Source organism: Shinella sp. WSC3-e, from assembly GCF_945994535.1.
In the GTDB taxonomy this organism is placed as follows: Bacteria; Pseudomonadota; Alphaproteobacteria; order Rhizobiales; family Rhizobiaceae; genus Shinella; species Shinella yambaruensis.
The window spans coordinates 96951-122559 of record NZ_OZ000534.1 but is presented as its reverse complement, the minus strand read 5'-3'; the positions used below and the strand labels follow the sequence as shown (position 1 = coordinate 122559).

General features: G+C 58.5%; 27 protein-coding genes. 19 read left to right on the top strand and 8 right to left on the bottom strand.

Features of this window, described 5'->3' with window-relative positions; all coding sequences use genetic code 11:
• Nucleotides 1-200 precede the first annotated feature (200 nt).
• Nucleotides 201-557 carry a transcriptional regulator gene (locus tag AABF56_RS31160; protein WP_272809162.1) on the bottom strand — a complete coding sequence of 119 codons (357 nt, stop codon included), beginning with the start codon at nucleotides 555-557 and terminating at the stop codon, nucleotides 201-203.
• 95 nt (nucleotides 558-652) lie between these two features.
• Between AABF56_RS31160 and AABF56_RS31155 the strand changes: the two genes are divergently transcribed.
• From AABF56_RS31155 to AABF56_RS31080, 16 genes are all read left to right on the top strand, one after another.
• The gene (locus tag AABF56_RS31155; protein WP_272809161.1) at nucleotides 653-1192 is read left to right on the top strand and encodes a hypothetical protein; all 540 of its coding nucleotides are present in this window, start codon (nucleotides 653-655) and stop codon (nucleotides 1190-1192) included.
• Nucleotides 1193-1194: 2 nt separating this feature from the next.
• Nucleotides 1195-1881 carry a lytic transglycosylase domain-containing protein gene (locus AABF56_RS31150; RefSeq protein ID WP_272809181.1) on the top strand — a complete coding sequence of 229 codons (687 nt, stop codon included), beginning with the start codon at nucleotides 1195-1197 and terminating at the stop codon, nucleotides 1879-1881.
• Nucleotides 1878-2177 carry a TrbC/VirB2 family protein gene (locus tag AABF56_RS31145; protein WP_272809160.1) on the top strand — a complete coding sequence of 100 codons (300 nt, stop codon included), beginning with the start codon at nucleotides 1878-1880 and terminating at the stop codon, nucleotides 2175-2177. Before AABF56_RS31150 ends, AABF56_RS31145 begins: the two co-directional genes overlap by 4 nt.
• A 4-nt stretch (nucleotides 2178-2181) precedes the next feature.
• Nucleotides 2182-2523: a type IV secretion system protein VirB3 gene (locus AABF56_RS31140; protein ID WP_272809159.1), complete on the top strand. Its 342-nt coding sequence runs from the start codon at nucleotides 2182-2184 to the stop codon at nucleotides 2521-2523.
• Entirely contained in the window at nucleotides 2516-4897 is a 2382-nt protein-coding gene (locus AABF56_RS31135) for a VirB4 family type IV secretion/conjugal transfer ATPase (protein ID WP_272809158.1), read from the top strand. Before AABF56_RS31140 ends, AABF56_RS31135 begins: the two co-directional genes overlap by 8 nt.
• Nucleotides 4897-5595 carry a P-type DNA transfer protein VirB5 gene (virB5, locus tag AABF56_RS31130; protein ID WP_272809157.1) on the top strand — a complete coding sequence of 233 codons (699 nt, stop codon included), beginning with the start codon at nucleotides 4897-4899 and terminating at the stop codon, nucleotides 5593-5595. Before AABF56_RS31135 ends, virB5 begins: the two co-directional genes overlap by 1 nt.
• Nucleotides 5592-5825 carry an EexN family lipoprotein gene (locus tag AABF56_RS31125; protein WP_272809156.1) on the top strand — a complete coding sequence of 78 codons (234 nt, stop codon included), beginning with the start codon at nucleotides 5592-5594 and terminating at the stop codon, nucleotides 5823-5825. Before virB5 ends, AABF56_RS31125 begins: the two co-directional genes overlap by 4 nt.
• 5 nt (nucleotides 5826-5830) lie before the next feature.
• The gene (locus AABF56_RS31120; protein WP_272809155.1) at nucleotides 5831-6766 is read left to right on the top strand and encodes a type IV secretion system protein; all 936 of its coding nucleotides are present in this window, start codon (nucleotides 5831-5833) and stop codon (nucleotides 6764-6766) included.
• Between the two features lie 35 nt (nucleotides 6767-6801).
• The gene (locus AABF56_RS31115) at nucleotides 6802-7068 is read left to right on the top strand and encodes a hypothetical protein (RefSeq protein ID WP_272809154.1); all 267 of its coding nucleotides are present in this window, start codon (nucleotides 6802-6804) and stop codon (nucleotides 7066-7068) included.
• 4 nt (nucleotides 7069-7072) lie between these two features.
• Nucleotides 7073-7744, top strand: coding sequence for a virB8 family protein (locus AABF56_RS31110; RefSeq protein WP_272809153.1), 672 nt, complete (start codon nucleotides 7073-7075; stop codon nucleotides 7742-7744).
• Nucleotides 7741-8595, top strand: a complete 855-nt coding sequence (gene virB9 / locus AABF56_RS31105) for a P-type conjugative transfer protein VirB9 (protein ID WP_443021293.1) — start codon at nucleotides 7741-7743, stop codon at nucleotides 8593-8595. Before AABF56_RS31110 ends, virB9 begins: the two co-directional genes overlap by 4 nt.
• Nucleotides 8596-8608: 13 nt before the next feature.
• Nucleotides 8609-9778 (top strand): type IV secretion system protein VirB10, encoded by a 1170-nt coding sequence (virB10, locus tag AABF56_RS31100; protein ID WP_272809152.1) that lies wholly within the window; start codon nucleotides 8609-8611, stop codon nucleotides 9776-9778.
• A 7-nt stretch (nucleotides 9779-9785) separates the two neighbouring features.
• Complete coding sequence (gene virB11, locus AABF56_RS31095) at nucleotides 9786-10781, top strand: P-type DNA transfer ATPase VirB11 (protein ID WP_272809151.1); 996 nt, start codon at nucleotides 9786-9788, stop codon at nucleotides 10779-10781.
• Nucleotides 10782-10949: 168 nt separating this feature from the next.
• Nucleotides 10950-11690, top strand: coding sequence for a LuxR family transcriptional regulator (locus AABF56_RS31090; RefSeq protein WP_272809150.1), 741 nt, complete (start codon nucleotides 10950-10952; stop codon nucleotides 11688-11690).
• A gap of 95 nt (nucleotides 11691-11785) precedes the next feature.
• Complete coding sequence (locus tag AABF56_RS31085) at nucleotides 11786-12814, top strand: class I SAM-dependent methyltransferase (protein WP_272809149.1); 1029 nt, start codon at nucleotides 11786-11788, stop codon at nucleotides 12812-12814.
• A complete protein-coding gene (locus AABF56_RS31080) occupies nucleotides 12814-13827 on the top strand; it encodes an MFS transporter (RefSeq protein WP_272809148.1) in 1014 nt (337 codons plus the stop codon). Before AABF56_RS31085 ends, AABF56_RS31080 begins: the two co-directional genes overlap by 1 nt.
• A gap of 313 nt (nucleotides 13828-14140) precedes the next feature.
• Here AABF56_RS31080 and AABF56_RS31075 read toward each other — a convergent pair.
• Nucleotides 14141-15279 (bottom strand): IS3 family transposase gene (locus AABF56_RS31075; protein WP_168168997.1). Its coding sequence is split into 2 segments (ribosomal slippage): nucleotides 14141-15021 and nucleotides 15021-15279, totalling 1140 coding nucleotides; the frame shifts between segments, so codons are not numbered across the junction.
• 246 nt (nucleotides 15280-15525) lie between these two features.
• On the opposite strand from AABF56_RS31075, the gene AABF56_RS31070 reads away from it, so the two are divergent.
• The 3 genes from AABF56_RS31070 (at nucleotide 15526) to AABF56_RS31060 (ending at nucleotide 17723) form a co-directional block, all read left to right on the top strand.
• Nucleotides 15526-16716, top strand: a complete 1191-nt coding sequence (locus AABF56_RS31070) for a hypothetical protein (protein ID WP_272809147.1) — start codon at nucleotides 15526-15528, stop codon at nucleotides 16714-16716.
• Between the two features lie 76 nt (nucleotides 16717-16792).
• The gene (locus AABF56_RS31065; RefSeq protein WP_272809146.1) at nucleotides 16793-17299 is read left to right on the top strand and encodes a GNAT family N-acetyltransferase; all 507 of its coding nucleotides are present in this window, start codon (nucleotides 16793-16795) and stop codon (nucleotides 17297-17299) included.
• Between the two features lie 181 nt (nucleotides 17300-17480).
• Entirely contained in the window at nucleotides 17481-17723 is a 243-nt protein-coding gene (locus tag AABF56_RS31060) for a helix-turn-helix domain-containing protein (protein WP_272809179.1), read from the top strand.
• On the opposite strand, the gene pepT is transcribed toward AABF56_RS31060, so the two are convergent.
• The 6 genes from pepT to AABF56_RS31030 all read right to left on the bottom strand — a co-directional run bounded on the left by pepT (nucleotide 17715) and on the right by AABF56_RS31030 (nucleotide 25472).
• A complete protein-coding gene (gene pepT / locus AABF56_RS31055) occupies nucleotides 17715-18944 on the bottom strand; it encodes a peptidase T (RefSeq protein ID WP_272809145.1) in 1230 nt (409 codons plus the stop codon). The two genes, AABF56_RS31060 and pepT, sit on opposite strands and share 9 nt — an antisense overlap.
• Before the next feature lie 57 nt (nucleotides 18945-19001).
• Nucleotides 19002-20237, bottom strand: a complete 1236-nt coding sequence (locus AABF56_RS31050) for a CapA family protein (protein ID WP_272809144.1) — start codon at nucleotides 20235-20237, stop codon at nucleotides 19002-19004.
• Nucleotides 20238-20331: 94 nt separating this feature from the next.
• Nucleotides 20332-22014: a dipeptide ABC transporter ATP-binding protein gene (locus tag AABF56_RS31045; RefSeq protein ID WP_272809143.1), complete on the bottom strand. Its 1683-nt coding sequence runs from the start codon at nucleotides 22012-22014 to the stop codon at nucleotides 20332-20334.
• Complete coding sequence (locus AABF56_RS31040) at nucleotides 22011-22886, bottom strand: ABC transporter permease (protein ID WP_272809142.1); 876 nt, start codon at nucleotides 22884-22886, stop codon at nucleotides 22011-22013. Before AABF56_RS31040 ends, AABF56_RS31045 begins: the two co-directional genes overlap by 4 nt.
• Before the next feature lie 16 nt (nucleotides 22887-22902).
• Nucleotides 22903-23877 (bottom strand): ABC transporter permease, encoded by a 975-nt coding sequence (locus tag AABF56_RS31035; RefSeq protein ID WP_272809141.1) that lies wholly within the window; start codon nucleotides 23875-23877, stop codon nucleotides 22903-22905.
• A 2-nt stretch (nucleotides 23878-23879) separates the two neighbouring features.
• Complete coding sequence (locus AABF56_RS31030) at nucleotides 23880-25472, bottom strand: ABC transporter substrate-binding protein (protein WP_443021292.1); 1593 nt, start codon at nucleotides 25470-25472, stop codon at nucleotides 23880-23882.
• Nucleotides 25473-25609: the final 137 nt, after the last annotated feature.

Sequence of the window (25609 nt, the reverse complement as noted above, 5' to 3'; positions counted from 1 at the left end):
AATTCCTTAAGCTCCCCGCGGCGTGACAAAAAAGAGTCGATAACCTCGCGTGAGCCATATTCCGCACCGCTCGAAGCAGCTTTTCATCGCGACTCGGCGAAGTCCGACACGTTACGGCCCGAATGATGAAACGCGATTATCGCAGACCCCTAGCTATTTGGGAGTGTTGGTCGCGGCATACTTTAATCAGTTAAATCAACCTAGCTCGCTCCAGCGACTGCCCGAAGCAACTCAAACACGGTAGGGGACAATTCAAACTGCCTTGCCGTTCCTCGCCCCATAGAATTCTTTCCTAGCGTTTCAACGAGCACTCCGCGCGCAACGAGCAGGTCCATCGTCTCGACGACACCATTGCGGGTCATTCCGGTAAATTTCATGATATTTGAAAGCGTTAGCGCTTCGCCGGCTAGGTGCATCATATAAAGGATGTTCAACACGCCGATCTGCTTGATCCGGGACTGTGGCGTCTCGCCTTCGAGCGGCTTCTCCAAGATCTCACGCACCGCGAAGGCCGATAGCGCCTGGTTTTTCCATCCGTCACTCAATTTGCTTGCCATCGATTTAACTATCTATTATTTGCATAGTATGAGCGTTGGGGCGAGGCGATTCTTCGTATGCCGTCCAACGAAATTTCAATCGGAGGGTAGGGGGCATGAAGAGCCTTTTCTTTCGAACGGTCATGGCGGCGTTAGGGTTCGGTTCACTATACCTTAGTTCTGGACAAAGTGCTCGTGCCGACGAATGGGGTTGCCAGGTTATCCTGTGCCTATCCAATCCCGGTGGCCCGACACAATACGCTGAGTGCCGACCGCCTATCCAGAAACTCTGGAGATGGCTCGCCAAGGGACGGTCATTCCCGACCTGCAGCGGCGTTGGCTTTCAGAGTTCGCGTCCTCGCTACGAACCTCTGTATTGCAACGAAGGCTACCGCCTGACCGGCGGATATGGTCCGCGCGGACAAGACGCGACTTGCGTGTCGACCGCCATGCAGGTTGTGAGCAATGACCTCTGCCGGCCCGATCGCGGCGGGGGAACGGGACGCGCCGGTTTGATCTCCTCCGCTCGATGGCAATGGGATGGCGGGCGCCAGCGGTGCGTAGCTTACACCATGAGCCGCCCTCTGGTCCGCGAGAAGCCTCGATACATCGATGTGACCATCGACGGCGTCGGCAAGCAGAGGGTGTGGTTCTAGGCATGCCCATAGCTTTTCTCGATCTTGCGCAGACCTGCGCACCCTTTGTTGCGTCCGAAACCCTGGCCGGCGTCGTCAGTCTTGAAAGCCGCTTCGCGCCTTTCAACATCCGCATCAACAGCGGCCGACCGCTCAAGAAGCAGCCGGCATCCAAGGCGGAGGCAATCGAAATCGCCACGTCACTCGTTGCCGAGCGTCACGACATCCAGCTCGGTCTCGGTGGGATCGGGTTGGAGGAACTCCAAAAACTAAAGCTCTCGATCTCCGACGCCTTCGACCCCTGCCTCAATCTCCAGGCCACAGGCACGCTGCTGGATGGCTACTACCGCCTAGCCGTCAAGGCCGGAGCCGATCCCGCCAGGGCCGAGCAGGTGATGCTGCAATCCTACTACGGCCGCGACGATCCCTCCGTCGGCGCGATGGTCAACTACGACGATCAGGTCCGCCGCGAGATCAAACGGCTCTCGCCGACGATGGCCAAGCTGACGATCGGCGACACGGGGGAGGGGAGGGGAAACGGCGACCCGCCCGCATCGTCCGCTGTCGACGTCATCGCGGAGGTGGTTGCCGAAAGCGCCGAACAGGATACCGCATCGATCACAGCGGCGCCGACATGGGACGTCTTCAAAACCCGACGCCGGTCGTCCGTCCTGGTGTTTCAGAATAGTCAAATGGAGCAGAGTGAATGAGTATTAGTTCCCGTATCCGCGCGTTTGCGGCCCCGTCTGCGATGGCATTCGCCACACTAGTGATGCTCGTCGAGCCGGCCTTCGCACAGGCTGCCGGCATCGAGACGATCCTGCAGAATGTTGTCGATCTCCTGCAGGGCAACATCTTTCGGCTGTTCGCCACCATCGCGGTTATCCTGATCGCCCTTGCCTGGATGTTCGGTTACATGGACCTGCGGCGCGCTGGTTACTGGATCGTCGGCATCGGCGTGATCGCCGGTTCCTCGGAACTCGTCAGCACGATCGTCGGAAGCTGATTGCATGGCGACCGCGCGACCGACACTTGAGGAAGATACGCTGTTCATCGCCTGCACCCGGCCGGCGATGATCGCCGGCGTAACGATGGAAGCCATGGGCATCAACGTCATGGCGACGACCATCTTCTATCTCGCGGCGGGCTCGGTCGCCTATGCGCTCGTCGGCGTCGTCTTCCATTTCATCTTCCGGGCGCTCGTCAAGCACGACCACAACATGTTCCGCATCCTGGTGGCCTGGGTCGAGACCCGCGGACGAACCCGAAACGGCGCGTATTGGGGCGGATCAACGCTTTCGCCGTTGCGGCTCGCCCGGCGCTATGACGAAAGGGATCTCGGATATGCCTAGCGTCGCAACCCTCAAGTCTCGCGAACTCGGCCCGGAGACCTTCATCCCTTATGTGCGTCATGTCGACGAAAGCACCATCGCGCTCGACTCTCGCGCCCTGATGGTCATGATCGCCCTCGAAGGCGTGTCCTTCGAGACTGCCGATGTCCTCGACCTCAATGCGCTCCACCGCGACCTGAACACGCTTTACCGCAACATTGCAGATGAGCGGCTGGCCCTGTGGACGCACCTCATTCGTCGCAGGGACAGCGATTATCCCGACGGAACGTTTGCGACGGCGTTCTCGGCCGCGCTCAACGAGAAATATCGCGAGCGCATGGTCCGCGAGGACCTGTTCCGGAACGACCTTTACTTGGCGATCCTGTGGTCACCGGCGCGTGATCCGGCCGAGAAGGCAGCCAAGCTGCTGTCTCGCCTCCGGCGCGCGCATCGATCCAGCGTCGAGCTCGATGAGGAAGCGCTGAAGCAGCTTCAGGACAAGGTCGTTGACGTCACCGCTGGATTGCAACGCTTCGAGCCGCGGGTTCTTTCCCTTTACGAGCACGACGGACTGCTGTTTTCCGAGCCGAGCGAGGTCCTCCACCAACTGGTGGGCGGCCGGCGTGAACCAATCCCATTGACCGAGGGCCGTATTTCCTCGGCGATCTATTCGGACCGGGTGATCATTGGTCGCGAGACCATCGAGATCCGGCACGAGGCGGAAAGCCGCTATGCCGGCATGCTGAGCTTCAAGGAATACCCGGCCCGCACCAGGACTGGGATGCTCGATGGCGTCCTGACCAGCCCCTTCGAACTGATCCTGTCGCAATCCTTCTGCTTCACGTCCAAGGCAGACACCCGCGTCATCATGGGCCGCAAGCAAAACCAGCTGGTCAGCAGCGGCGACAAGGCCGCATCGCAGATCGACGAACTCGACGACGCGATGGACGATCTGGAATCTAACCGCTTCGTGCTCGGCGAACATCACCTGACGCTTGCCGTCTTCTCGGCCTCGGTGAAAGAACTGACCGACAATCTCGCCAAGGCCCGCGCCGCACTAACCAATGGCGGCGCTGTGGTGGCGCGCGAGGATCTCGGTCTCGAGGCGGCCTGGTGGGCGCAGCTGCCGGGCAATTTCCGCTACCGCGCGCGATCGGGCGCGATCACCTCACGCAACTTCGCAGCGCTGTCGCCCTTCCATTCCTATCCGATCGGACAGAAAGACGGCAACGAATGGGGACCGGCGGTCGCCTTGCTCAAGACGGCATCAGGTTCTCCCTACTACTTCAATCTCCACTATGGCGATCTGGGCAACACGTTCATGTGCGGCCCGTCCGGCGCCGGCAAGACGGTGATCGTGAACTTCCTGCTGTCGCAGCTGGAAAAACACGACCCGCACGTCGTCTTCTTCGACAAGGACCGCGGCGCGGACCTTTATGTCCGCGCCGCCGGCGGCACCTATCTCCCCCTCAAGAACGGCACGCCGACCGGCTGCGCTCCCCTCAAGGCCCTCGACCTGACGCCGGAGAACAAGGTGTTCCTGACACGCTGGATCGGCAAGCTGGTGGGATCCGGCACGCGCGAGCTGACGGTCTCCGAACTGCGCGACATTGCCGGCGCGGTTGACGGTCTTGCCGATCTGCCCACGGACCAGCGGACGATCGGCGCGCTGCGGACGTTCCTCAACAACACCGACCCTGAAGGCATCGCGGCGCGGCTGCGGCGGTGGGAGAGGGGAGGGCCGCTCGGCTGGGTGTTCGACAACGTCATCGAGGATATCGGCTTCGGCGAGTTCGGCGGCAGCGGCAAGTTCATCGGCTACGACATGACGGATTTCCTCGACAACGAGGAAACCCGCACGCCGCTGATGGCCTATCTCTTCCATCGCGTCGAGCAACAGATTGACGGCCGCCGGATCATCATCGTCATCGACGAGTTCTGGAAGGCGCTCCAGGACGAGGGCTTCCGCGATCTCGCGCAGAACAAGCTCAAGACGATCCGCAAGCAGAACGGCCTGATGCTGTTCGCCACGCAGAGCCCGCGCGATGCACTGATCTCACCGATCGCGCACACGATCATCGAGCAATGCCCCACGCAGATCTTCCTGCCCAACTCGCGCGGCAACCACGCCGACTATGTCGAGGGGTTCAAGCTGACCGAGCGCGAGTACGAATTGATCGCGCGCGAACTTTCGATCGAGAGCCGCAGGTTCGTGCTGAAGCAGGGGCATAACAGCGTCGTCGCCGAACTGAACCTCACCGGCTTTGACGACGAACTCGCCATCCTTTCCGGCCGCACGGCCAATGTCGAACTTCTCGACGCTATCCGCGCCGAAGTCGGCAACGATCCGAAGGACTGGCTCCCCGTTTTCCAGAAAAGAAGGAGTGCAAGCTGATGGCTTCCTATCGACTTCATGGTGCAGCGCTTGCGTCTGCGCTCGTCCTCACCGCGGGCGGCGCGGCAGGGCAGGGGATCCCGGTGATCGACCAGACGGCGATCCTGAAGCACATAGAAAGTATCGCCCAGTTGAAATCGCAGCTCGATGCCCTCCACCAGCAGATCGAACAAGCCCAGCAGCTCTACGGCTCGCTCAACAAGCTGACCGACATGGCGGACCTCGCGAGCGTGCTCAACGACCCCGCGATCCGCAAGGCGCTCCCGTCCGACTTCGCCGCCATCGAGGGCTTGCTCAAGGGCGAGGGAAGCGGCGTGTTCAAGGATTCCGCTTCGAAGTTCCTGGAGGGCAACTCCACGTATCGCACAGACGCCGACGATTTCTATGCCAAGGAACTCGCGCGCGTGCAGAACAAGAATGCCGGGCAGATGAGCCTTGGCCAGCAGATGTACGATGCCGCCACCAAGCGCATCGATGGCATCGATCAGCTGCGTGAGAAAATCTCTACCGCAAGCGACGCCAAGGAAATTGCCGACCTGCAGGCGCGGCTGCAGGCCGAACAGGCGTTCCTCCAGACGGACGTGCTGCGGATGGAGGGTTTGCGGATGGTCCAGCAGGCGCAAACCCAGGTCGATGAGCAGCGGAAGGCCGAGGACTGGCGCCAGCGGATGGATGCGATGAAGGCGGCGCTGCAATGAGACGGTTTCCATTCCTTGCCACGCTGTTAGTTCTCGGAGCCTGCTCCGAGAAGACTGAGCAGGCCTATACCGTCGACGAGCTGATCGCCGATGAGGCGCTGCTGTCCCGCATCGTAACCGAGTGCCGGAACAATCCTGGCGAGCTGCGCGAAACCACCAATTGCCGAAACGCGGAAGCCGCCGACGGCAAGCTACGGCTTCAGAACATGCGCCGCGCGCTCGGAGGCTGACCGCCATGTATCAGGTGTTCGAGTTCATCGACGGACAGTTCAAGCGGCCGTTGGAAATGTTCGTTTCCGAGGGAACCTCAAACATCGCCGAGTGGGTCACCGGGCCGCTGACGGCGGCGGTCACGCTCTACATCATCATCTACGGCTATCTCATCTTGCGCGGGTCCATCCAGGACCCCGTCATGGAGTTTGCGTTCCGCGCGATCAAGCTCGCGATCATCGTCATGCTGGTGAAGAACGCCGGCGAGTACCAGACCTATGTCACGAACATCTTCTTCGACGTCTTGCCACGCGAGATCGCCCAAGCTCTGAACACCGGCGCGACGCCCAGCGCCAGCTCCTTCGACAGCCTGCTCGACAAAGGCCAGGCCTCGGCCACCGACATCTGGTCGCGCGCGTCCTGGCCGGTCGATATCGTCACCGGCGTCGGCGGCATGATGGTGATCGGCGTCAGCTTCCTCGTCGCCGGGATCGGCTATGTCGTCTCGCTCTACGCCCGGCTGGCGCTCGCCATCGTGCTTGCAATCGGCCCGATCTTTATTGCTCTCGCCATGTTCCAATCCACTCGTCGCTTCACCGAGGCCTGGATTGGACAGCTCGCCAACTTCGTCATCCTTCAGGTTCTGGTCGTGGCGGTCGGCGCTCTGCTGATCTCCTGTATCGACTCCACCTTCACGGCGATCGATGCCTATTCTGACGTGCTGATGCGGCCCATCGCGCTCTGCGCCATCGCCATTGCCGCGCTCTACGTCTTCTACCAGCTCCCAGGCATCGCATCGGCATTGGCATCGGGCGGAGCGTCCCTGGCTTATGGCTACACCACGGCACGGGACGCGCATGAGGGCATGCTTGCACGCGGAACCCGCTACACCGGGCGGTTTATCGGACGTGGCGCTCGCTTTGCCGGGCGCGCGCTCGGCTCCAAAGGGGCCGGCGGATGATTGCTCCCCCCAGGAAGAACACAAGGCTTGCTGAAATGACCAAGACCACCGTCCTGCTTGTCGTTCTCGCCGCGCTGGGAGGGTGCGCCTCGCTCACCTATCCGCTCCCGAAATGCGACGGCTATTCGCGGCGGCCGCTGAACCGCTCGATGTGGGAATGGGAGGGGGACCGCAAGCTGCAGCGCGAGGATTCGAGCGCTCGGTCCCCGACATCGGCCACCCCCTATGTCGAGGAAGACAACACACCCGCGGCGTTCGCGCATCTCGATATCGACGGCTCCCATCGCCGTTGCGCGGGGTGAAAGCATGGTCTCGACAGACAATCTCAAGAGCTATTTCGAGAAGGCGCGGCGATTCGACCAGGACCGCATGATGCAGATCGAGCGATCGAACCGGATCGCCTGGGCGATCGCGATTGCCTCCAGCATCGTTGCCGGCGTCGCCGTCTTCGCCGTCGCCGGCTTGACGCCGCTGAAGACTGTCGAACCCTTCGTCGTGCGCGTCGACAATTCCACCGGGATCGTCGATGTCGTCTCGGCGCTCACCTCGACAGCCGGCACGTACGACGAGGCGGTGACGAAGTATTTTGCCGCAAAATATGTCCGCGCCCGTGAGGGTTACGTCTGGAGCGAGGCGGAGGAGAATTTCCGCTCGATCGCACTGCTGTCGACCCAGGCGGAGCAGGCCCGCTTCTCCGCCAGCTATCGCGGGAGCAATCCGGAATCGCCGCAGAACATCTACGGCCGTGCTGCGACCGCCCGGATCAACATCGCGTCGATCTCGCTGATCAACCAAAACGTCGTGTCGGTGCGCTACATGCGCACGATCACCCGCGGCGAGGAAACGCGCACCTCCCACTGGGTGGCGACGCTCACCTACTCCTACGCCAACGCCCCGATGTCTTCGACGGACAGGCTGGTGAACCCCCTCGGCTTTGCGGTCAGTGAATACCGCGCCGATCCGGAGGCAATCAATTGATACGAAAGTCAATTCTTCTTGCATTGCTTGTCGCCGGAGCAGCCTCTTCTGCCCTTGCACTCGACATTCCCCGCGGGGCGTCGCAGGACAGCCGGGTCCGCTTCGTGAACTATCAGCCCTACAACATCACCCGCATCGTCGGCACGCTGCGTTCCTCCGTGCAGGTCGAGTTCGCGGCCGACGAGGAGATCGCCCATGTCGCGCTCGGCAACAGCGTTGCCTGGGAGGTGGCGCCGGCAGGCAACATCCTGTTCCTGAAGCCACGCGAGAACCAGCCGGTGACCAACATCTCCGTGGTGACGACCCGGCGAGATGGCTCGACGCGCAGTTATCAGATGGAGCTTACCGTTAGAGACGGCTCGGTCGCGGTCGGACAGAACACCTATTTCTATGTGAAATTCCGCTATCCCGCAGATGAGGCGGAACTTCGCCGCCGGCAGGCGGCGGCGCGCGCGCTTGCCAACCAGGCGAAGCATGCTGACGATGTGCTTGCGCTCCATGAAGCGTACGGCCCGCGCAACTGGCGCTATTCCGCACAAGGGTCGCAAGCTCTGGAACCACAGAGCGTCTACGACAACGGCAAGATCACCACCTTCGCCTTCGTCGGCAATCAGGAGATGCCGGCCATCTACATGGAAAACTCGGACGGCTCCGAGAGCCTCGTCCCGAAATCCGTCGACGGCAATCTCGTAATGGTCCACGCGATCAGCCGCAAGTTCATCCTGCGGCGCGGCAAGGATGTGCTGTGCGTGTTCAACGAGGCCTACGATCGTGTCGGCATCAATCCGGACACCAACACGACGTCGCCCTCTGTGGAACGCATCGTCAAAGACGATGCTTCGGCGCAATAGGGGAGGGGAGGCCATGATTCAGGAAGAGGAACATCGCATCCCCGGCGAGCGCGCCGAGACAGTCACCGGCCGACGCATCGACCAGAATCCGGTCTTGAAGCGCGGCGCGGTGGCGCTTGCCGTCGTGGCGTTCATCGGATTTGCTCTCTGGTCAACGACGGGCAAGAAGGCGCAGGACGAGGACTCGCAGCCGGAGCGCGTCGTCATTCGCCAGACCACGCCGTTCGAGGCGGCCAAGGAGAAGGTCGAGCCGAAGGAGGTCGTCCCGGAGGTGAAGCTGCCGACGCCTGTCGTGGAATCGGTCGCAGAGGAGAAGGACGAGCTGCTCGATTCCGCACGCAGGGCACCGGTGATGGCGTTCAGCGGGGGGCAGAAAAATGCCACCCAGCGCCGAGAGAACGATTCCGAAACGGCCGCGAATAGCAATTTCCTTCCGCTCGACGGCAACATGATGGGACAAAACCAGCAGAATAGCGATGAACAGCGCTTCGACGGCCTGCTGCGCCCGACCAAGCTTGAAGGCTCGCGCGCCGGCACGCTCGGCAATCGCGACTTCATCGTCGCTATGGGGACATCGATCCCCTGCGTGCTGGAGACAGCCTTGGCCTCCGACCAGCCCGGGTTCACCAGCTGCGTGATCAACCGCGATATTCTCTCCGACAACGGCAGGGTCGTCCTCATGGAGAAGGGCACCCAGGTCGTTGGGGAATACCGCGGCGGGCTGCAGCGCGGGCAAAAGCGCCTATTCGTTCTCTGGAACCGCGCGAAAACCCCGAAAGGGGTGATCGTCACGCTCGCCTCTCCAGCGACCGATGCGCTCGGCCGCGCCGGCGTCGACGGTTATGTCGACACCCATTGGTGGGTGCGCTTCGGCAGCGCCCTGCTTCTTTCCATTGTCGGTGATGCGACCAGCTACGCGAACAGCCGGTTGCAGGATAGCGACGTCGATGCGCAGAATACCACAAGCGCCGGCCAGCAGGCGGCGGCGATCGCCGTCGAACAATCCATCAACATTCCGCCGACGCTCAACAAGCACCAGGGCGAGCTCGTCTCGATCTTCGTCGCCCGCGACCTGGATTTCTCGGGGATTTATTGCCTGCGGGTAACGGAGCCGAGGAACCGCATCCTCGATCGGGCGGTGGTGGGGGATTTCGCGCCAGACTCGAAGCTGGTAACGAAGTAGCGCGGCGATGACAGAAGCGCAGGATGCGGCAGTCGTTCGTGAGTTGCTGAAGCCGTTTTCGGCATTCTTGCAGGATCCCTCACTCTATGAGGTGATCGTCAATCGGCCTGGGCAGGTGCTGACGGAAGGACCCGGCGGGTGGCGGATCCATGATCTTCCGGAGCTTTCCTTCGACAAACTCATGCGCCTAGCCCGGACCGTCGCCAGCTTCTCGCATCAACACATCGATGAACAGCGGCCGATCCTATCGGCAACGCTTCCGGGCGGGGAGCGCATTCAAATTGTCATCCCTCCTGCCACGCTGAAGGGGACGGTGAGCATCACCGTCCGCAAACCGTCGTCGGTGGATTTCACATTGGACGATCTGGAAGATAGGCAGTTTTTTGCGCGCACGCGGACTGTTGAGACGGATGCGCCAGGCGAAGACGACGAGCTACGCGACCTATACCGCGCTGGTGAGGTCAAGGAGTTCCTGCGGCGGGCGGTTATCTCCCGAAAGAACATAATAATTTCGGGAGCGACAGGATCGGCAAAAACGACGCTTTCGAAGGCCCTTATCAAACATATTCCCGCGGACGAGCGGATCATATCGATCGAGGACACGCCGGAAATCGTCATCTCGCAACCGAATAACGTGCGGCTGTTCTACTCGAAAGACCGGCAAGGGCTTTCTCAAGCCGGGCCTAAGGAGCTTCTGGAATCTAGCCTCCGTATGCGCCCGGATCGTATACTGCTGCAGGAACTGCGCGACGGAACTGCGTTCTACTACATCCGGAATGTCAACTCCGGCCATCCAGGCTCAATCACAACAGTCCATGCAGATTCCGTGTCGCTAGCGTTTGAGCAGTTGACCCTTTTGATGAAGGAGTCAGATGCAGGTCGAGACATTGACCGTGCCGAAATTCTGAGCCTGCTGACGGCTGCGATTGATGTGGTTGTCCAATGCAAACGGACGGCTGGTTTGTTTCAGGCGACAGAGGTTTATTTTCGTTCACGTCTTTAAAGCCGGGCATCGGGTCAGGCTACGCTCGACTATCGCGCGTTGCATTGCTATGCAACCCTCGATATTACGAGCAACAACGGAAATTCAAAGTTCCATAAATTGTATTATGCAATCTAGGATTGTCGTTGCTGGCACCACACTGCCCTAACATGTACGGAGGCAGACACTTTGAAGGAATTAGATCGACCCGAGCGTCTGGAAAAGCTCACAGCCGAGATCCAAGGCGCCCCTACCGTTTCCGATGCCCTTTGGATTTTCCAGCGAGCCTATGATCTCGACTTCCTCACCTATCATCTCGCATTGACTATCGCCGATGTGGTCGACACACCGTATGTGCGGACGACATACAACGACACGTGGGTATCGCGCTATTTGCTGCGAGGATACGTCAAGATCGATCCCATCTTACGCGACGGTCTCACCCGCTTCATCCCATTCGACTGGCGCGAGGTCGAAGTCTCAGCAGCGGCCGAAGAATTCCTGGCCGACGCACAACAGCACGGTATCGGCGCCAACGGCTTCTCCATTCCCATCGTAGATAAGAAGCGACGCGCGCTCTTATCATTAAACTCTAGGCAGAATCCCGATGAATGGGACAAGGTAGTTGCACGATATCGCTCTGAATGGCTGGACGTCGCGTATTTGATCCACCGAAGAGCAGTCTTCGAACTTCATGGCGAGCACGACCCAATTCCCCACCTTTCCAATCGCGAGATCGAGTGTCTTCACTGGAGCGCCCTCGGCCTGCACAGCAAGGACATCGCGACGATACTCGGCTTGTCCGAGCATACTACACAAAGTTACCTGGCATCCGCCCGGCACAAGCTTGGAGCGGCGACAATTACGTCGGCGACTTCTCTCGCAATTCAACTCCGGCTGATCAATCCCTACAGCAATACCCAGACCTAAGGGGGCTGCTTTCTGGAGATTTATCGCATCGGCGATCGGCGGCATGCTTCTCTCGCACAGGCTGAACGCAACCTGGCGATGAGGAGGAGCTCGCTATGTCAAAGGCTTCATCGGAATTCATGCGGGAATGCGACGGCGCGCCTCGGCTGAACGAGATGTTCCAATTCTTTTCTGCGACGGCCGCCGGTAGATCGGGCGCGCCCGAAAATCTTCCGACCGCGGACTTCCGGTTGCTGCAGCACGACACCCGCCTGCTTGAGTTTGCCGAACGACACCGCGCTTTGTGGGGCCAGTTCGACCCGCACTTCTTCAGCAGTATTCCTTACGTCCTTGAAGAAGAAATCAGGCACGGCGACGCCCTGCTGGAATACGCCAAAAGCAAGCAGCGCTCACACTCTCCAGTAGGATACTACGTGCTTGGAGGCGCAGAAGGGACGTTGGCGCGCACGCTCGGAAGCATGGCGGGCGGAGCAATACTCACGTTGTCATGCAGTCCGAACAAGGAGAACGAAGCGAGTTTCCTCAGGCACGGTCAACCGCGATTTTCTTCCTTTTTCCATGGCCCCTTTCACCGACTGACATCGGAATTTCTCCTCAGCGACGCCGTTCTGAAACCGCTCGGCGGCAAGTTCGATGTCATTCTCGAGGATACAACATTCCAGATGTATTCCCCGAACCGCTCGGGGCAGATCAGCTTCGTCAAACAATATCTGAAGGACGATGGAGTATTCCTCTTTGTCGAAAAGTTCCGACATGAAGGCTCCGCCGAATATGTGCGTCGCGAACTACAAAAAGACTATGGGTATAAGGCCAGGTATTTTTCGGCTGACGAGATCGCTCAAAAAAACAAAATAATCCTCGAGCGGATGAACCTTAACGAGGTTACGATCGAGACAATGGCCGCAGCGCTCCGCGAACACTTCGTGCATGCCTGCATGACGTGGAATAGTGGCAATTTCTACGCAATAGCCGCCAGCAATAATGCGCAAAATCTCTTCGATTTCGTCGGAAGAATGTGTGAACCGTGCATACCGCACGAATACAACTACGAGAAGCTGCCGAGGCCCCTGCCCGGATTTTCGTTTGACCTGCCCCCATTTCGGCACGTGAAAAGAGCGCCGTGATGGTAAAACCCGAAGGTTGGCTAGCAGCTAGGAAAGGCCGTTCGACGCTGCTCCTGTTCTTTGCTGGAATGCTGGTCTCAAACGTAGGCCGAAACGCATATTTCGTCTGCTTAACATGGATCGCCCTTACCAAGTCGAACAGCGTGCGACTGGTAACGGTTTTGCTATTTGCGAGCACGCTGGTGCAATTCCTGTCCAGCGGCATATCCGGCCATTTGGCCGACGTGATCGACCGACGCCGCCTCGCGGTCGGCTTCGACGTTGTTCGAACTCTGGTGGTGGCGCTGACTGGATACGCCGTCACTGCCGAAGCCGGCCTTTGGGCGCTGTTCTTGTCGGTTGCCCTCTACTCGGTTGCCGACCGTGGGTATCTCACCTCCATGCAGTCAATGATCCCAGACTTAACTCTCCGGACGAGCGCAATCGCCGCGAACTCGGCTTCGTATTTAATGATGCAAGTGGGGACCTTTTTGGGCGCGCTGCTGGCGGGCTATCTTCTTCATGCGATACCATACGGAGTAGGACTGTCATCAATCGCTGTCACATTCGCCATTTCGGTCATCGTGCTTTACGCCGCGCGAATGGAACTGCGCGCCCCCGCGACAGCAACGCAATATAGAGCCAACCTACTAAGCCAACTGTTTTCCATAAAACAGCTAACTCGAAACAGGCTCATCGGCTCCGCGGCGTGTTACGGGCTCACTCTTGGCCTGGCGGCCTTATTCAGTTCTCTGCTCGCGGCATACGTTCTGAAGGAAATGAAAGGCGGAGCTGTTCAATTTGGCCAGATGGAATCTGCTTGGGCGCTTGGTGCAACTGTCGCCTGCCTACTTCTCTCGATTGGAGTCGGAAAGTCGCTGACAGACCTTAGCCTGGCACCTCTCCTATTCCTCTCCGGGGTTGGGCTTATCCTTTTATGGATGTTTCCCGGACCTGCCTCGGCAGCTACGACGCTCGTCGCGCTCGGCGTCATCTACAACGTGAACCGAATCCTCGTGGACGCGCGAGTATAACAAACCGTTGAGAGCTCGGCAATTGGAAGAACCAAGGGGGCGATCAACACCGTTGGGACTGGGATTGGTTTGCTTGTCTACGCCCTCATCGGAGTGGGTGGGGATAGATTCGCACCTTCTGAGATGTTTGCCCAGTATGGGGTGTTCATCGCTGCCGCTGCGGTGGGTTTTCTCCTGGCTGCATCAAGAGATCGGTCGTGCCCCAGCGAACGAAACGGGAGTGATTGAGAAATGCAGAGCCCCCGTGACATCAGAGGTGGCTCGGTTTGTCTGAACAGCTTCGGGCGTTTCGCTAAGTGGATTTCCGCCTCGATTATGCCGCCACCATCATTGGTGTCAGCGCGTTGAAGTAGGCCTGATCCGGCGTCCGCCGGTCAAGGGATGAATGTGGGCGTCTGGTGTTGTAGAAGTTCAGATATCGGGCGATGCCAGCGCGTGCCTCGGACACAGTCTTGTAGGCATGGAGGTAGACTTCCTCGTATTTGATCGAACGCCAGAGCCGCTCGACGAAGACATTGTCTCGCCACGCACCCTTGCCATCCATCGAGATGGCAATCTGTGACCTCTTCAGCACGGCGGTGAAGTCGATGGAGGTGAACTGCGATCCCTGGTCGGTATTGAAGATTTCCGGCCTGCCATGACGGGCAAGTGCCTCCTCCACCGCCTCGATGCAGAAGGCTGCTTCCATCGTGATCGACAACCGCCATGACAAGACCTTCCGGCTGAACCAGTCCACGACGGCGCACAGATAGACAAATCCCCGCGCCATGGGGATGTAGGTCAGGTCCATTGCCCACACCTGATTGGGCCGGGTGACTGCCAGCTTTCGTAGGAGGTAGGGATAAATTTTGTGCCCTGGCGCTGGTTTCGAGGTGTTCGGGCGGCGGTAGATCGCCTCGATGCCCATCTTCTTCATCAGCGTGGCGACGTGTCGCCGCCCGGTCTCCAGACCTTCTCCTCTCAAGAGCCCTTGCAACATCCGACTTCCGGCAAAGGGGTAGTCGAGATGCAATTCGTCAATCCGGCGCATAAGGGCCAGATCGCCGTCAGACACCGGACGAGGCAGATAGTAGACGCTGCCACGGCTGAAGCCGAGAAGCTTCGCCTGGCGCACGACGGATAGCTTGTGCTCGCGGTCGATCATTTCTTTCCGCCCAGCAATCCCGCCTTGCCGAGCGCACCGGATAAAAAATCGTTCTCCAGTGTCAGTTCGCCGATTTTCGCGTGCAGCGTTTTGACATCGATGGTCGGACCCGACGGCTCCGCTTTCGTTTCATCGCCGAACACACCTGTCGCCCCCTCAAGGAGCTGGTCTTTCCATTGCTTGATCTGGTTGGCGTGCACATCGAACTGCTGGGACAACTCCACCAGCGTCTGCTCACCTCGGATGGCGGCAAGTGCCACCTTCGCCTTGAAAGCCGGGCTATGGTTCCGGCGCGGTCGTCTCGTCATGGTCTCTCCTGTTCCCGGCATCTAAGCCGAAGTCAGGCAGAAACTCCACTTATCCCCGCTGTGCAGATTTCCCGAGCCAGCTCTATCCGCTGCGCTTTCGACCGTCTCCTCCCTTTGGTCAAGGGCTACTGGGAGGAGCCCTTACCGGCATACGCCGCAGCAGTTTACGAAGGTTTCGATCTACCAGGTTTGGATATTAGGCGCGACGCATTAACAAAGCTATGTTCGCTCCTCCGGCGACGTGCGATGGAGTCTGGACACAGCGAAACACTAGCACAGCTTTTAATCGAGCAGATTCATCGTAGACCAGTGATCCAGACCGGGCCACATTGCCATCTCGTGGTCGAGCCGGATGCGTTCTTCACCCATCTGTTCAACCTCATGGCTCTGAAAGCTCACTCAGAAGCTTGGTATCTCAACTATTCCGTTTCAACGGTGAAGTTTACTGAACGGGCCAAGAAAGGGCCCGGATGGCTTCTGCTCGATGGGCAAAATGTCAATGTGTTTGGACTATCCCATAGGCAGATGGAGCCATACAGCATCTGCGGCCGTCATGCTCCGCGGCGATTTGCAATGAGGCCAGCTGATCCCCACGTCGATCACCCTATGCGGGATCGCTTACAAGCCGTTCTTCCTGACAGGGAATTCTCCTCGGCCGCAGATGCGGTCAAATCGGCAAACGAGTGCCTGTGGCGCGCTTGCGTAGGACGCAATGTCCACTTCCTACAACTGGATGACGCCGATGTGGCAACGCTTGTCATCGACCATCTCCGGGATCGGGAATCCTGGTTATCGCGCCACTTCATCAATTGCCCCGCTACGCTAGCCACTTTTGCGGGCGCCGTGCGCGAGCTCAATTCTGGGCCGTGGGCCGGCTGGTTCACGTTCAACACCGATTTCTTTTGGCTCATTCACGGCGGGCGGTTGAAGCGGTTACATCTAGAGGGAGGCAAGTTGCGCGACAGCTTGGGGGACTTCGAGGTGGATTTCAATGCCGACTCGTTGGCGGAATCGCTCGAGGCGCGAGAAATCGTTCCGAGTCTGTTCCTAGTGTTCATGGTTGTTGCGATCCTCCCTGCCCTGCGCGCACTCGGCGGCAGCCGGCAGATCATCTATTATCCGTTGATGCGCGCCGCATTGTTGAAGGCATTGGAGCGCTCATCCGTCCTAGTCAACAAAGTGCTAGCAGAGAGCTTGCGGCTTGATCCGACGCCGAGTGTATGGGGGCACCGCACGATAGCTCCGACCTGCGACGACCCTTGGCGAATGCTCGCAGCTGGCGGACCCGCGGCGACCGCGAAACTGATCAACACATTCGCGAGCATGTCCTTGAATGACGCGAGCGCCGGTCTGCCCGGGTTTGTGAATGATGAACTCTGGCAGCAATGCTGCACTGCGCTGAAGGATAATAGCTTGCCCATTTTGCCAGCGAATTGAGAAACGCTCGATCGGCGAGACTTGACCGGTAAACCTGTGGGAAAGTGCACCGGCTGCACCGGACCGGAGACATCGAATGAACACGCCCCCCATCACCATCAGGCGCCTTTCTGCACCGGACGTTGGTACTTTCCAACAAGTCCGACTGGAAGCCCTTTCGTGCGAGCCATCATCCTTCGCGAGCACACACGAGGAATGGGCTTCGTTGCCCATAGAGGCCTGGCTGCGACGGCTGAACGACCCGGTCTTTGTCGCGTTCCAAGGTGGGGATCCAGTCGGTTTGATTGGCCTGATCAGAGAACCTCGGGCCAGATCCGCCCATCGTGCGACAATCGTTATGGTCTACGTCACGAAAACTCTGCGCGGGCGCGGACTTGCGACACGCCTTCTCGATACCGTTGAAAAATTCGCTCGGGGCATAGGCGTGACGCAGCTGGAACTGACGGTAAGCGCCCAAAATCCAGTGGCGACAGGCGCATATCTTCGTCACGGGTTCGTTGAGGTCGGCAGAATCCCGAACGGGTTCATTCACGACGGGAGAGGAATCGATGAAATTCTGATGGTGCGTCCATTGGTACCTTAGCTGGTCCGCACGTGTGAGGTCCCTATTCCAGGCCGATTGCCGGCTGGACGAGAAACGAAGCGGTCTCGTCCGAGCAGTGCGCCCTTATTTTAGAGATCGCGGCAGCGCCGTGTATCGCATTTTGTTACTTTGTAGAGTTTACTCCGTAGATGAATCCACCGCAGCGCGCATGACTGCGATCATGACCATTCGTGAGATTTTCGCGCGCAACCTCAGAAAGCTGCGACAGGCCAAAGGTCTGTCCCAGGAGAAGCTTGCACATCGCGCCGGCATTGATCGTACCTATATCAGTTCCCTTGAACGATGTGTTTATTCGCCCACAATCGACATGGTCGAGACCCTGGCGGAGATTTTGGAGGTTTCCCCGGCTGACCTGCTAGAGTCGGACCGTGGCAAGCCGCGTAGCGCCCCGAAATCAACTTGAATCAGCCGCGAGTTCGCATATCAAGGCCGCGACCTGGAATGACTTCACAAATGCAGGAACTGGCAGAAATTCGAACCGAGAATGGAAATTGTACGCGCCCGTGAACATGTTGGGCGTTGGGATGCCGCGCTCTGAGAGGACCGCTCCATCAGTCCCCCCACGCATCGACAAGAACTTAGGTATGATGTGGAGTCTATCGAGCGCGGAACCGAGTAGGCTCATCGGAAGCGGATTCATTGAAAGACAGGGACCGACGTTGCGGTACTCGTCCGCTATTCGGTACTGAATATTCCCCGATGCATATTTCTGTCTCACTGCTTCAACGACCGTCGCAATCTTCGTCTTGCGGCCCTCAAATGCAGTGTTATCAAAGTCGCGGATAAGAACCTGTAACCGCGCGCTGCTGTCATTTGCGACCAGATTGGCAACCCAGCAAAATCCTTCGCGGCCCTCAGTGTGTTCAGGGGTATCCATTGGATCAAAGTGGCTGATAAAATCGTGCGCCATCAGGATCGGGTTTACGAGTTTGCCCTTCGCCGACATGGGATGAGCACTCGCCCCTTCGAAAACGATTTCGGCTGAGGCGGCATTGAAGTTCTCAATGACCACCTCGCCGAGTTCACAACAATCGATGGTATAGGCGAAGTCGCAAGGGAAACGATCAAGGTCCAATGCCTTTGCCCCCCTCAGGCCGATTTCCTCGTCAGGCACGAACGCGACGAAAATGTCTCCGTGGGCCTCCGGGTCTTCCTGCCGAGCCAGGACCGTCATGATTACAGCAATCGCAGCTTTGTTGTCGGCGCCGAGGACACTGGTTCCGTCGCTTGTGATGATATCCGCATTCAGCCACTGGCGAAGTTCAGGATGTTCGTCGATCCGTAGCCATATTGACTGCTCGCTATTGAGGCACAGGTCGCTGCCGGAGAAGCGGTGGATTTGAGGTCGAACCGCCGGAGACAAACCAATGTCGGCGGTATCCAAATGAGCGATAAACCCGACCCGCGGTGCCCTCGACCGAGTACCGCGCCGAACCCCGGTTACGATTGCCTGGTCATCGACGACCACGTCTTGAACGCCCAATTCTCGTAGCTCTTCTGCCAACAAAAGAGCCAGAGACATTTGGCCGGGCGATGAAGGCAGCTTCATCAATGAGCTATCGCTTTGGCTTGCGACCGCAGCGTAGCGAAAGAAGCGCTCCGTCAGTTCCTGGCTGATATCCATGTGAAGCCCCGTGCGTTCATCAAAATTCCGGTAAATGACCATAACAAGAGGACCACCTCACGTCCGAATTCGCGCGCAACCGCTGGATATGTCCACATCGGTTCCAAAAGCTGCCGACTGGTGGGCGAGGCGGCGCAAGATGCGATCCGCGTTTCGGTGATCTGCAAGCTCCGGAACTAGGCGCTTTTCAAATTCGGATCGGCGCAAGGCGTTCTCTCCGCCGATAATCAGTGGATGAAGCGATACTTCGGTGAGATTGTTGCGCTCATCAAAGGAACATGCCCCGATCACGCTCTCCCAGACCTCCGGCGCTCGCCATGTTTCCTCCTCTGAAGGAACGTGAAATATGAAGTTGCCCAAACTGTAGAATATCGGGCGCCGGCGGTAAATTTCTACTCCCTGAAGAACCGGAGCGCCGTGACTGACGAACGCGGCGGCGCCAGCGTCAATGCATTGCTTTGCTACACTGCCGACCCAATCGGGAACCTGCAGCCAATCCGACGCCCAGTGGTGGTGATGTAGGTAGGCGACGACAAAGCGTCCGTCCCGAGCAGCGGCCGCGATCGCATTGAGGTTCCGAGATAGATCATGGTCGTTGATTTTCACACTCCGTCTAAATCCTGTCGACCGCCGAAAGACCGCTCGAGCGATGCAGACTTCTTCGGATTCATCGATCGCAAACGGGTCATTCGGCTGGATGTCGTTCACCAGGGTGATGTCGGTATACCCAACCCTGTCGCGGACCGAGCGAAGCTCCTCGAACATGTTGTTGTCGACATCAATGACCTGCGATATGCCGAGACGATTGACGCCCGGGCGTTCGGGACGCTCATTCCTCGCATCGTCGGCATACATGATATCCGGCCCCGGACCACCATCCATGGCGACAACCGCCACCCTCCGCCCCCCAATCTTTCCCACACCCGCAGTGGCCGCCTCACCATGATTGCGTCCGATACCAGCGTGCAGAAAATCGCGTTGCTCGACTTCCTCAAGCGTTGACAAGATACCCGATGGTCCGAGATCGAAGGCGTGATTGTTCGATAGCGACAGGGCGCGAAAGCCAATGTCTTTCAGAGCGTCCAAAACAATGGGTTTACTGCAATCGAAATAAGAGCCCTTCAAAGGCCAGCCGCGATGACGTCCGAAAATCGTCCCTTCAAAGTTGGTAAACGCCAAATCCGTATTTCTCAACAACGCACAAACCTCTTGGAACCCTGGGTTAGAGACACTGCGGGTGTCGTGTTTGATGAGAGATTGCCCGGTGACCGCGACAGTAAAGTTGCTGCTCATAGATTGACCTCTAATAATATGACGCGCCGGAACGCCAAGGGTGCGATCCGCGCCCTACCCTCGGCTGCCGCCCGCTTAGTGGATTGTTCTGGTTCTATTGGACAAATTTCTGAGAGCGTGCCTCGACGAGACTACGAGTGTAGGCATTCTGCGAACGGGAAAAGATCGTCGCTGCCTGACCAGAGTCCTCTACGCGCCCTCCTTTGAAGATGTAGATGTGGCTACAAATATCCTGAACGACGGCAAGATCGTGGGAGATGAAGAGCATCGAGATACCATCGTCGAAAACTCGTTCTTTCAGGAGCTTGACGATCTCGGCCTGCACGGAGACGTCGAGCGCAGAAGTAGGTTCGTCGGCCACAATGATCTGTGGCCGCGCGAGTAACGCACGCCCTATGCAAACGCGTTGTTTCTGTCCGCCGGATAGCTGATGCGGATAGCGGGCCAGGACGTTTCGCGCGAGCCCCAGCCGATCCACCATCTCATCCACATTCGAATTGGTCCGATTGCCGGAAGCGTGCATGCCGAACCGGATGGCCTCCTGAAGAGTGTCGTCGATCGTCATCCGCGGGTTCAACGAAACCGACGGATCCTGGAAAATCATTTGAACCCGCCCGAGAATGCCACTCTTGCCGCCCTTCCTCGAAATATCGAACCTCGTATCGTCGATCACGATCTCGCCCTCGCCGGCCGTTTCAAGCCCCGCAATGATCCGGCCGATCGTCGTTTTGCCGCTGCCGCTCTCACCGACAATACCGGTGATACTTCCACGTGGAATTCTGATCGAAACATCGTCGAGGGCACGCTTCGGCGACCGTCTGATGAATGGCCAGGACAGCCCTGAGGAGCTAAAAGCTTTGGAGACCTTTCTAGCGACAAGGATGTCGGCAGCGCCGCGCGTGTCGTGCTCCGGATTCTCCCGCCGCGCCTCGTTGATCCCCGACCCATCCTGGTCGCTATTGTGTTCGGACACCTGCAACCTTGGCACCGCGGCGAACAATGAGCGCGTGTAGTCGTGCTTCGGATCATCCAGAATGACGCTCGTCAGATTTTGCTCGACAACCCGACCATGTCGCATCACCAAGACGTCGTCGGCGATTTCCGCGATGACACCCATGTCATGGGTGACCAGAACAATCGAAACTCCGGTTTCGTCGACAAGCCTGCGCAAAAGCGCGAGGATCTGCTTTTGAACGGTTGCATCTAGTGCGGAGGTTGGTTCGTCCGCGACGATAACTTCAGGCGAGCCTGCTATTGCCATCGCAATCACGATGCGTTGACGCTGACCACCGGAGAACTGGTGCGGATAGTCGCTAAATCGACGCTGCGGATCAGGAATGCCGACGCGCTCCAGGAGTTCGAGACAACGGGCGCGGATCTCCTTGCGGGAGATCTTCGGATCGGAAGCCCTGATAGTTTCGCTGAGCTGCGCGCCTATCGGCATCAAGGGATCTAGCGATGCCGTGTGGTCCTGGAAGACCGCTGAAATGCGTTGCCGCGAGATAGGGGTCCGCCCATTTGTTCCTACTCCGCCGACGGGCTGACCGGAGAGCTTTATTGTTCCGGACGTCTCTTCGAACTGCGGCCCTAGCATCCGCAACACTGCGTTCCCCAATGTCGATTTCCCGGCGCCGGATTCACCTATGATGCCGAGGATCTTCCCTTTTTCGAGAGCGGCGCTTACATTTTGAAGAATTTGGAGCGAACCGCTCGCCCCTCTGTACTCAACCGAGAGATTGTTGATTTCCAGCAGGCTGGTGCTTGCATGTTCAGTCATCGTTGCTTGCTCCTGGGATCCAATTTGCGCCGAACATCCTCGCCAACGAAGTTTACGCTCGCAATCAACGCGAACAGGGCGAGACCGGGAAAGAAGCTGATCCAGTACTGTCCGGTCAGCAGATACTGGAACCCGTTCGCAACCGCAGAGCCAAGAGACGGTTGATCGACTGGAACGCCTAGCCCGAGAAAGGACAACGTTGCCTCAAGCGCGATAGCGTGGCCTACCTCAATCGGAATCAGGGTGATTGCCGGCGCGATGCTGTTGGGAAGAAGGTGGCGGAGAATCACGCGAATTGTAGGCAGCCGCAGCAAATGAGCACTGTCGATGTATGACTTGCTTCGTTCGCTTAATGCGACGGCACGGGCGACCCGGGCATAGTTTGCCCATTGGACGATCACGAGGGCCAAGATGATGCGATCGACGCCCGGACCAAGCGTTACGACGGCAATAAGGGCAATGAGGATCGTCGGTAGGCTCAGAAACAGGTCGACCGTGCGCATGATGCCGATATCGATCCAGCTACCAAAATAGGCTGCGGAAACGCCGGCGGTAAGGCCGATCAGAGCAGCGACCGCCGTGCTGGTGAGGGAAACTACCAGGCTAATGCGCAAGCCGAAGAGAATTGTGCTGGCAATATCGCGTCCCAGACCGTCGGTTCCCAGCACATAGGTATAGCCACCACTTCCAGGCGTTCCTGGTGGAGACGACGCTTCCCAGCCGAAGATCTGAAGCGGGTCGTAGGGGTTTTGCGGCGCAATTAGCGGTGCGGCAGCAGCAACGAGGACGAAGGCAACAAAAATGATTGTCGAGGGCGTTATAGAAAGAGCTAGATCGTGCTTCCGCCATCTCCGGAGCGTTTCGGATTTCATCTGAGCTTACCTTCTGTCAGGAGTGACGTATGCGCGGATCGAGCGCCGCATGGAAAAGGTCGACCAGCGCGTTGAGCACCACGAACGTTACCGAGACGAACGTTAGCGTCGCCATCACGACAGGACGGTCGAGGAGCTGGATCGAGTCGATCAGAAGCTTTCCGACCCCTGGCCAGGCAAAAATCGTCTCGACAACGACGGCAAAGGCCAGCATCGCGCCGAATTGCAGGCCGATGACCGTGACAATCGGCACGCTGATGTTAGGGAGCGTGTGGCGAAACAGGATCCTCGACGACGACAAGCCTTTCGCACGACAAAACCGCGTGAAATCCAGCTGCTCCACCTCTACGGTCCCAGCACGGGCTAGCCGCGCGATCAGTGCAGTATTCGGAATCGCCAGTGCAAGGGTAGGGAGGACGAGGTGGCGCAATCCGTTGGTTGTCAGAAAACTCCATTCCAGCCCGAACAAATGGCTCGTTTCGCCTCGGCCCCCTGAGGGGAGCCAACCTGTCAGCACTGCGCCGGTCAGGATCAGAACCATGCTCAGCCAGAAGGCTGGAATGCTCAGCGCGAAGACGCTCGTTTGCGCAATGATCCGGTCGAGCAAGGACCCCTGCCGTCTTCCGGCAAGTAGTCCCAAGAGAATACCCGTCGGTGCCCCCACCAACATCGCCAATGCAGCAAGTTCGAGTGTCGCCGGCAGCTTACTCATCACGAGAGCGAACGCCGGGAGATGATAGATATACGACGTCCCGAATGACCCCGTCAGGAGCGACTTGGCAAATATAAGGTACTGTCGCCAAAGAGGCTGATCGAGCCCAAGGGCAATCGTGGCGTTCTGTATATCCGCAGCGCTTGCGGTCTCCATATTGACGATGTTGAAGACGGGATTTCCGACACTGTGCACCCCAACGAACCCGATGAGAGACATGACGAAAAGCAAAACCAAGGCCTGCCCGAGCCTGCCCATGACGGTGGCAACGATGCCCATGGTCATTCCTCCGCCGGCGTGGCTTGCATAGCCGTGGTCCATCCACGGGGGTGAACCGTATAGGTGGCAATGTGCTGGCCATAGCCGGCGATATGATGGAAATGGTAGAGCGGAACGATAGGATAGTCCGCCATGACGAAATCGGTGGCGCGTGCTACCGCCTCATCCCGCTTCGGCCCGACCTCGATTGTCTCTGCGTCAGCAAGCAGCTTGTCGAACTCTGGATTACGGTAGTCGCCATAATTCAGCGAACCGGTCTTTCGTTCGTCGTTCTTTGACGCCAGGACTGCGTCGAGGCAGATCGTGACTGTGTTGCCCGAGCAGCCAGCGTACCAGGCCGGGTATTCGCCTTGGGTAAGTTTATTGGCGTAAACCGAGTACGGCGCGACAGCTGGCCTCACCCTGACACCGATACGTGCCCAATTCTGCGCCACCGCCTGGAGGGAGTCGCTGTCGCCGGGATAGCGCCCGGCAGGTCCCCCAAGGACGATATCGAACCCGTCTTGAAATCCTGCTTGCGCCAGCAACTCCTTCGCCCCCTCAAAATCAGGCTTCGCGACCGTGAGTTGCTCCGATGTTCCGGGCATTCCCTTCGGAAACAGCTGGGAGGCCGGGGTGCCATAACCCAGCAAAATCTTCTCCGCCAGGAAATCGCGATCCGTCGCCATCGCAAGCGCTTTTCTTACACGGACGTCCCGAAACGGATTCGAAATCGCGCTGCCCGATTTGTCAGTTACACCGGGCAACTCTTCGCGTCCGACGTCGAACTGCAGAAAGTTGGAACGGGCTGCGCTCGTGCTTGTGATACTTACACCTCGCTGCTTGAGCGTATCGACATCGCGCGCCGGGACAAAGTCGGCGAGATCGACCTCCCCCGTTGTCAGGGCGGCGACGCGAGCGGCGGGACTTTCAATGATTCGGAAAGTCACATCCGACCATCCAGGTTTTGCGCCCCAATACCCGTCGTTGCGGACAAGTTTCAGCGTTTCTCCCGATTGCCAGCCCTCGAACTTGTAGGGCCCTGTGCCGATCACGAATGAGCCACTATTCATGTCATCCGTGGTTTTGAATCCATCGTCCTGATGCCGCACGATGAAAACAGACGACAACGCGAGTGGTAGCGTCGGCGAGGGCGCGCTCGTCTCGAAGATGACAGTAAGCGGATCAGGTGCGCTTACTTTGGTGACGGCCTGGGTATATGCTGCCAACCCGCCGCTCGGCGGCTTCAAAAAGTGTTGAATGCGCTCGATGGTGGCAATGACATCTTGCGCGGTGAACGGCGATCCGTCGTGAAACTTTACATTTTCACGAAGCTTGAATTCCCACTGCGTGTCCGTGACTTGCGCCCAGGATACTGCAAGACCGGGCTTCGGCTCCATTTTTTCGTCCTGGTAGACCAGCCGTTCAAAAATATGGGAGAGGAGCGACGTGTTTTCGTTCAGGTCGGCATAGTGCGGATCGAGCGTCATGAGCTTGTAGGCGGTTGCCACTTTCAGCGCTTGCGCATTTGCTCCAGTCGCCGACAGCCCTCCCAGAACTGAAATTCCCATCCCTGCAATAACCATTGCCGGGCGGAGTACATTCATGAATACCATTAATCTGCTCCCATTTGCTTGTGGCACGCCGGCTCAAGCGGCCGGCCTTTTGCGCCAATGACTGCTCCTTCCCCAGACGAGCGTGATTCACTCGTGAGGCATGCCATTCCACTGTAATGTAGAGTTTACTCTGTAAT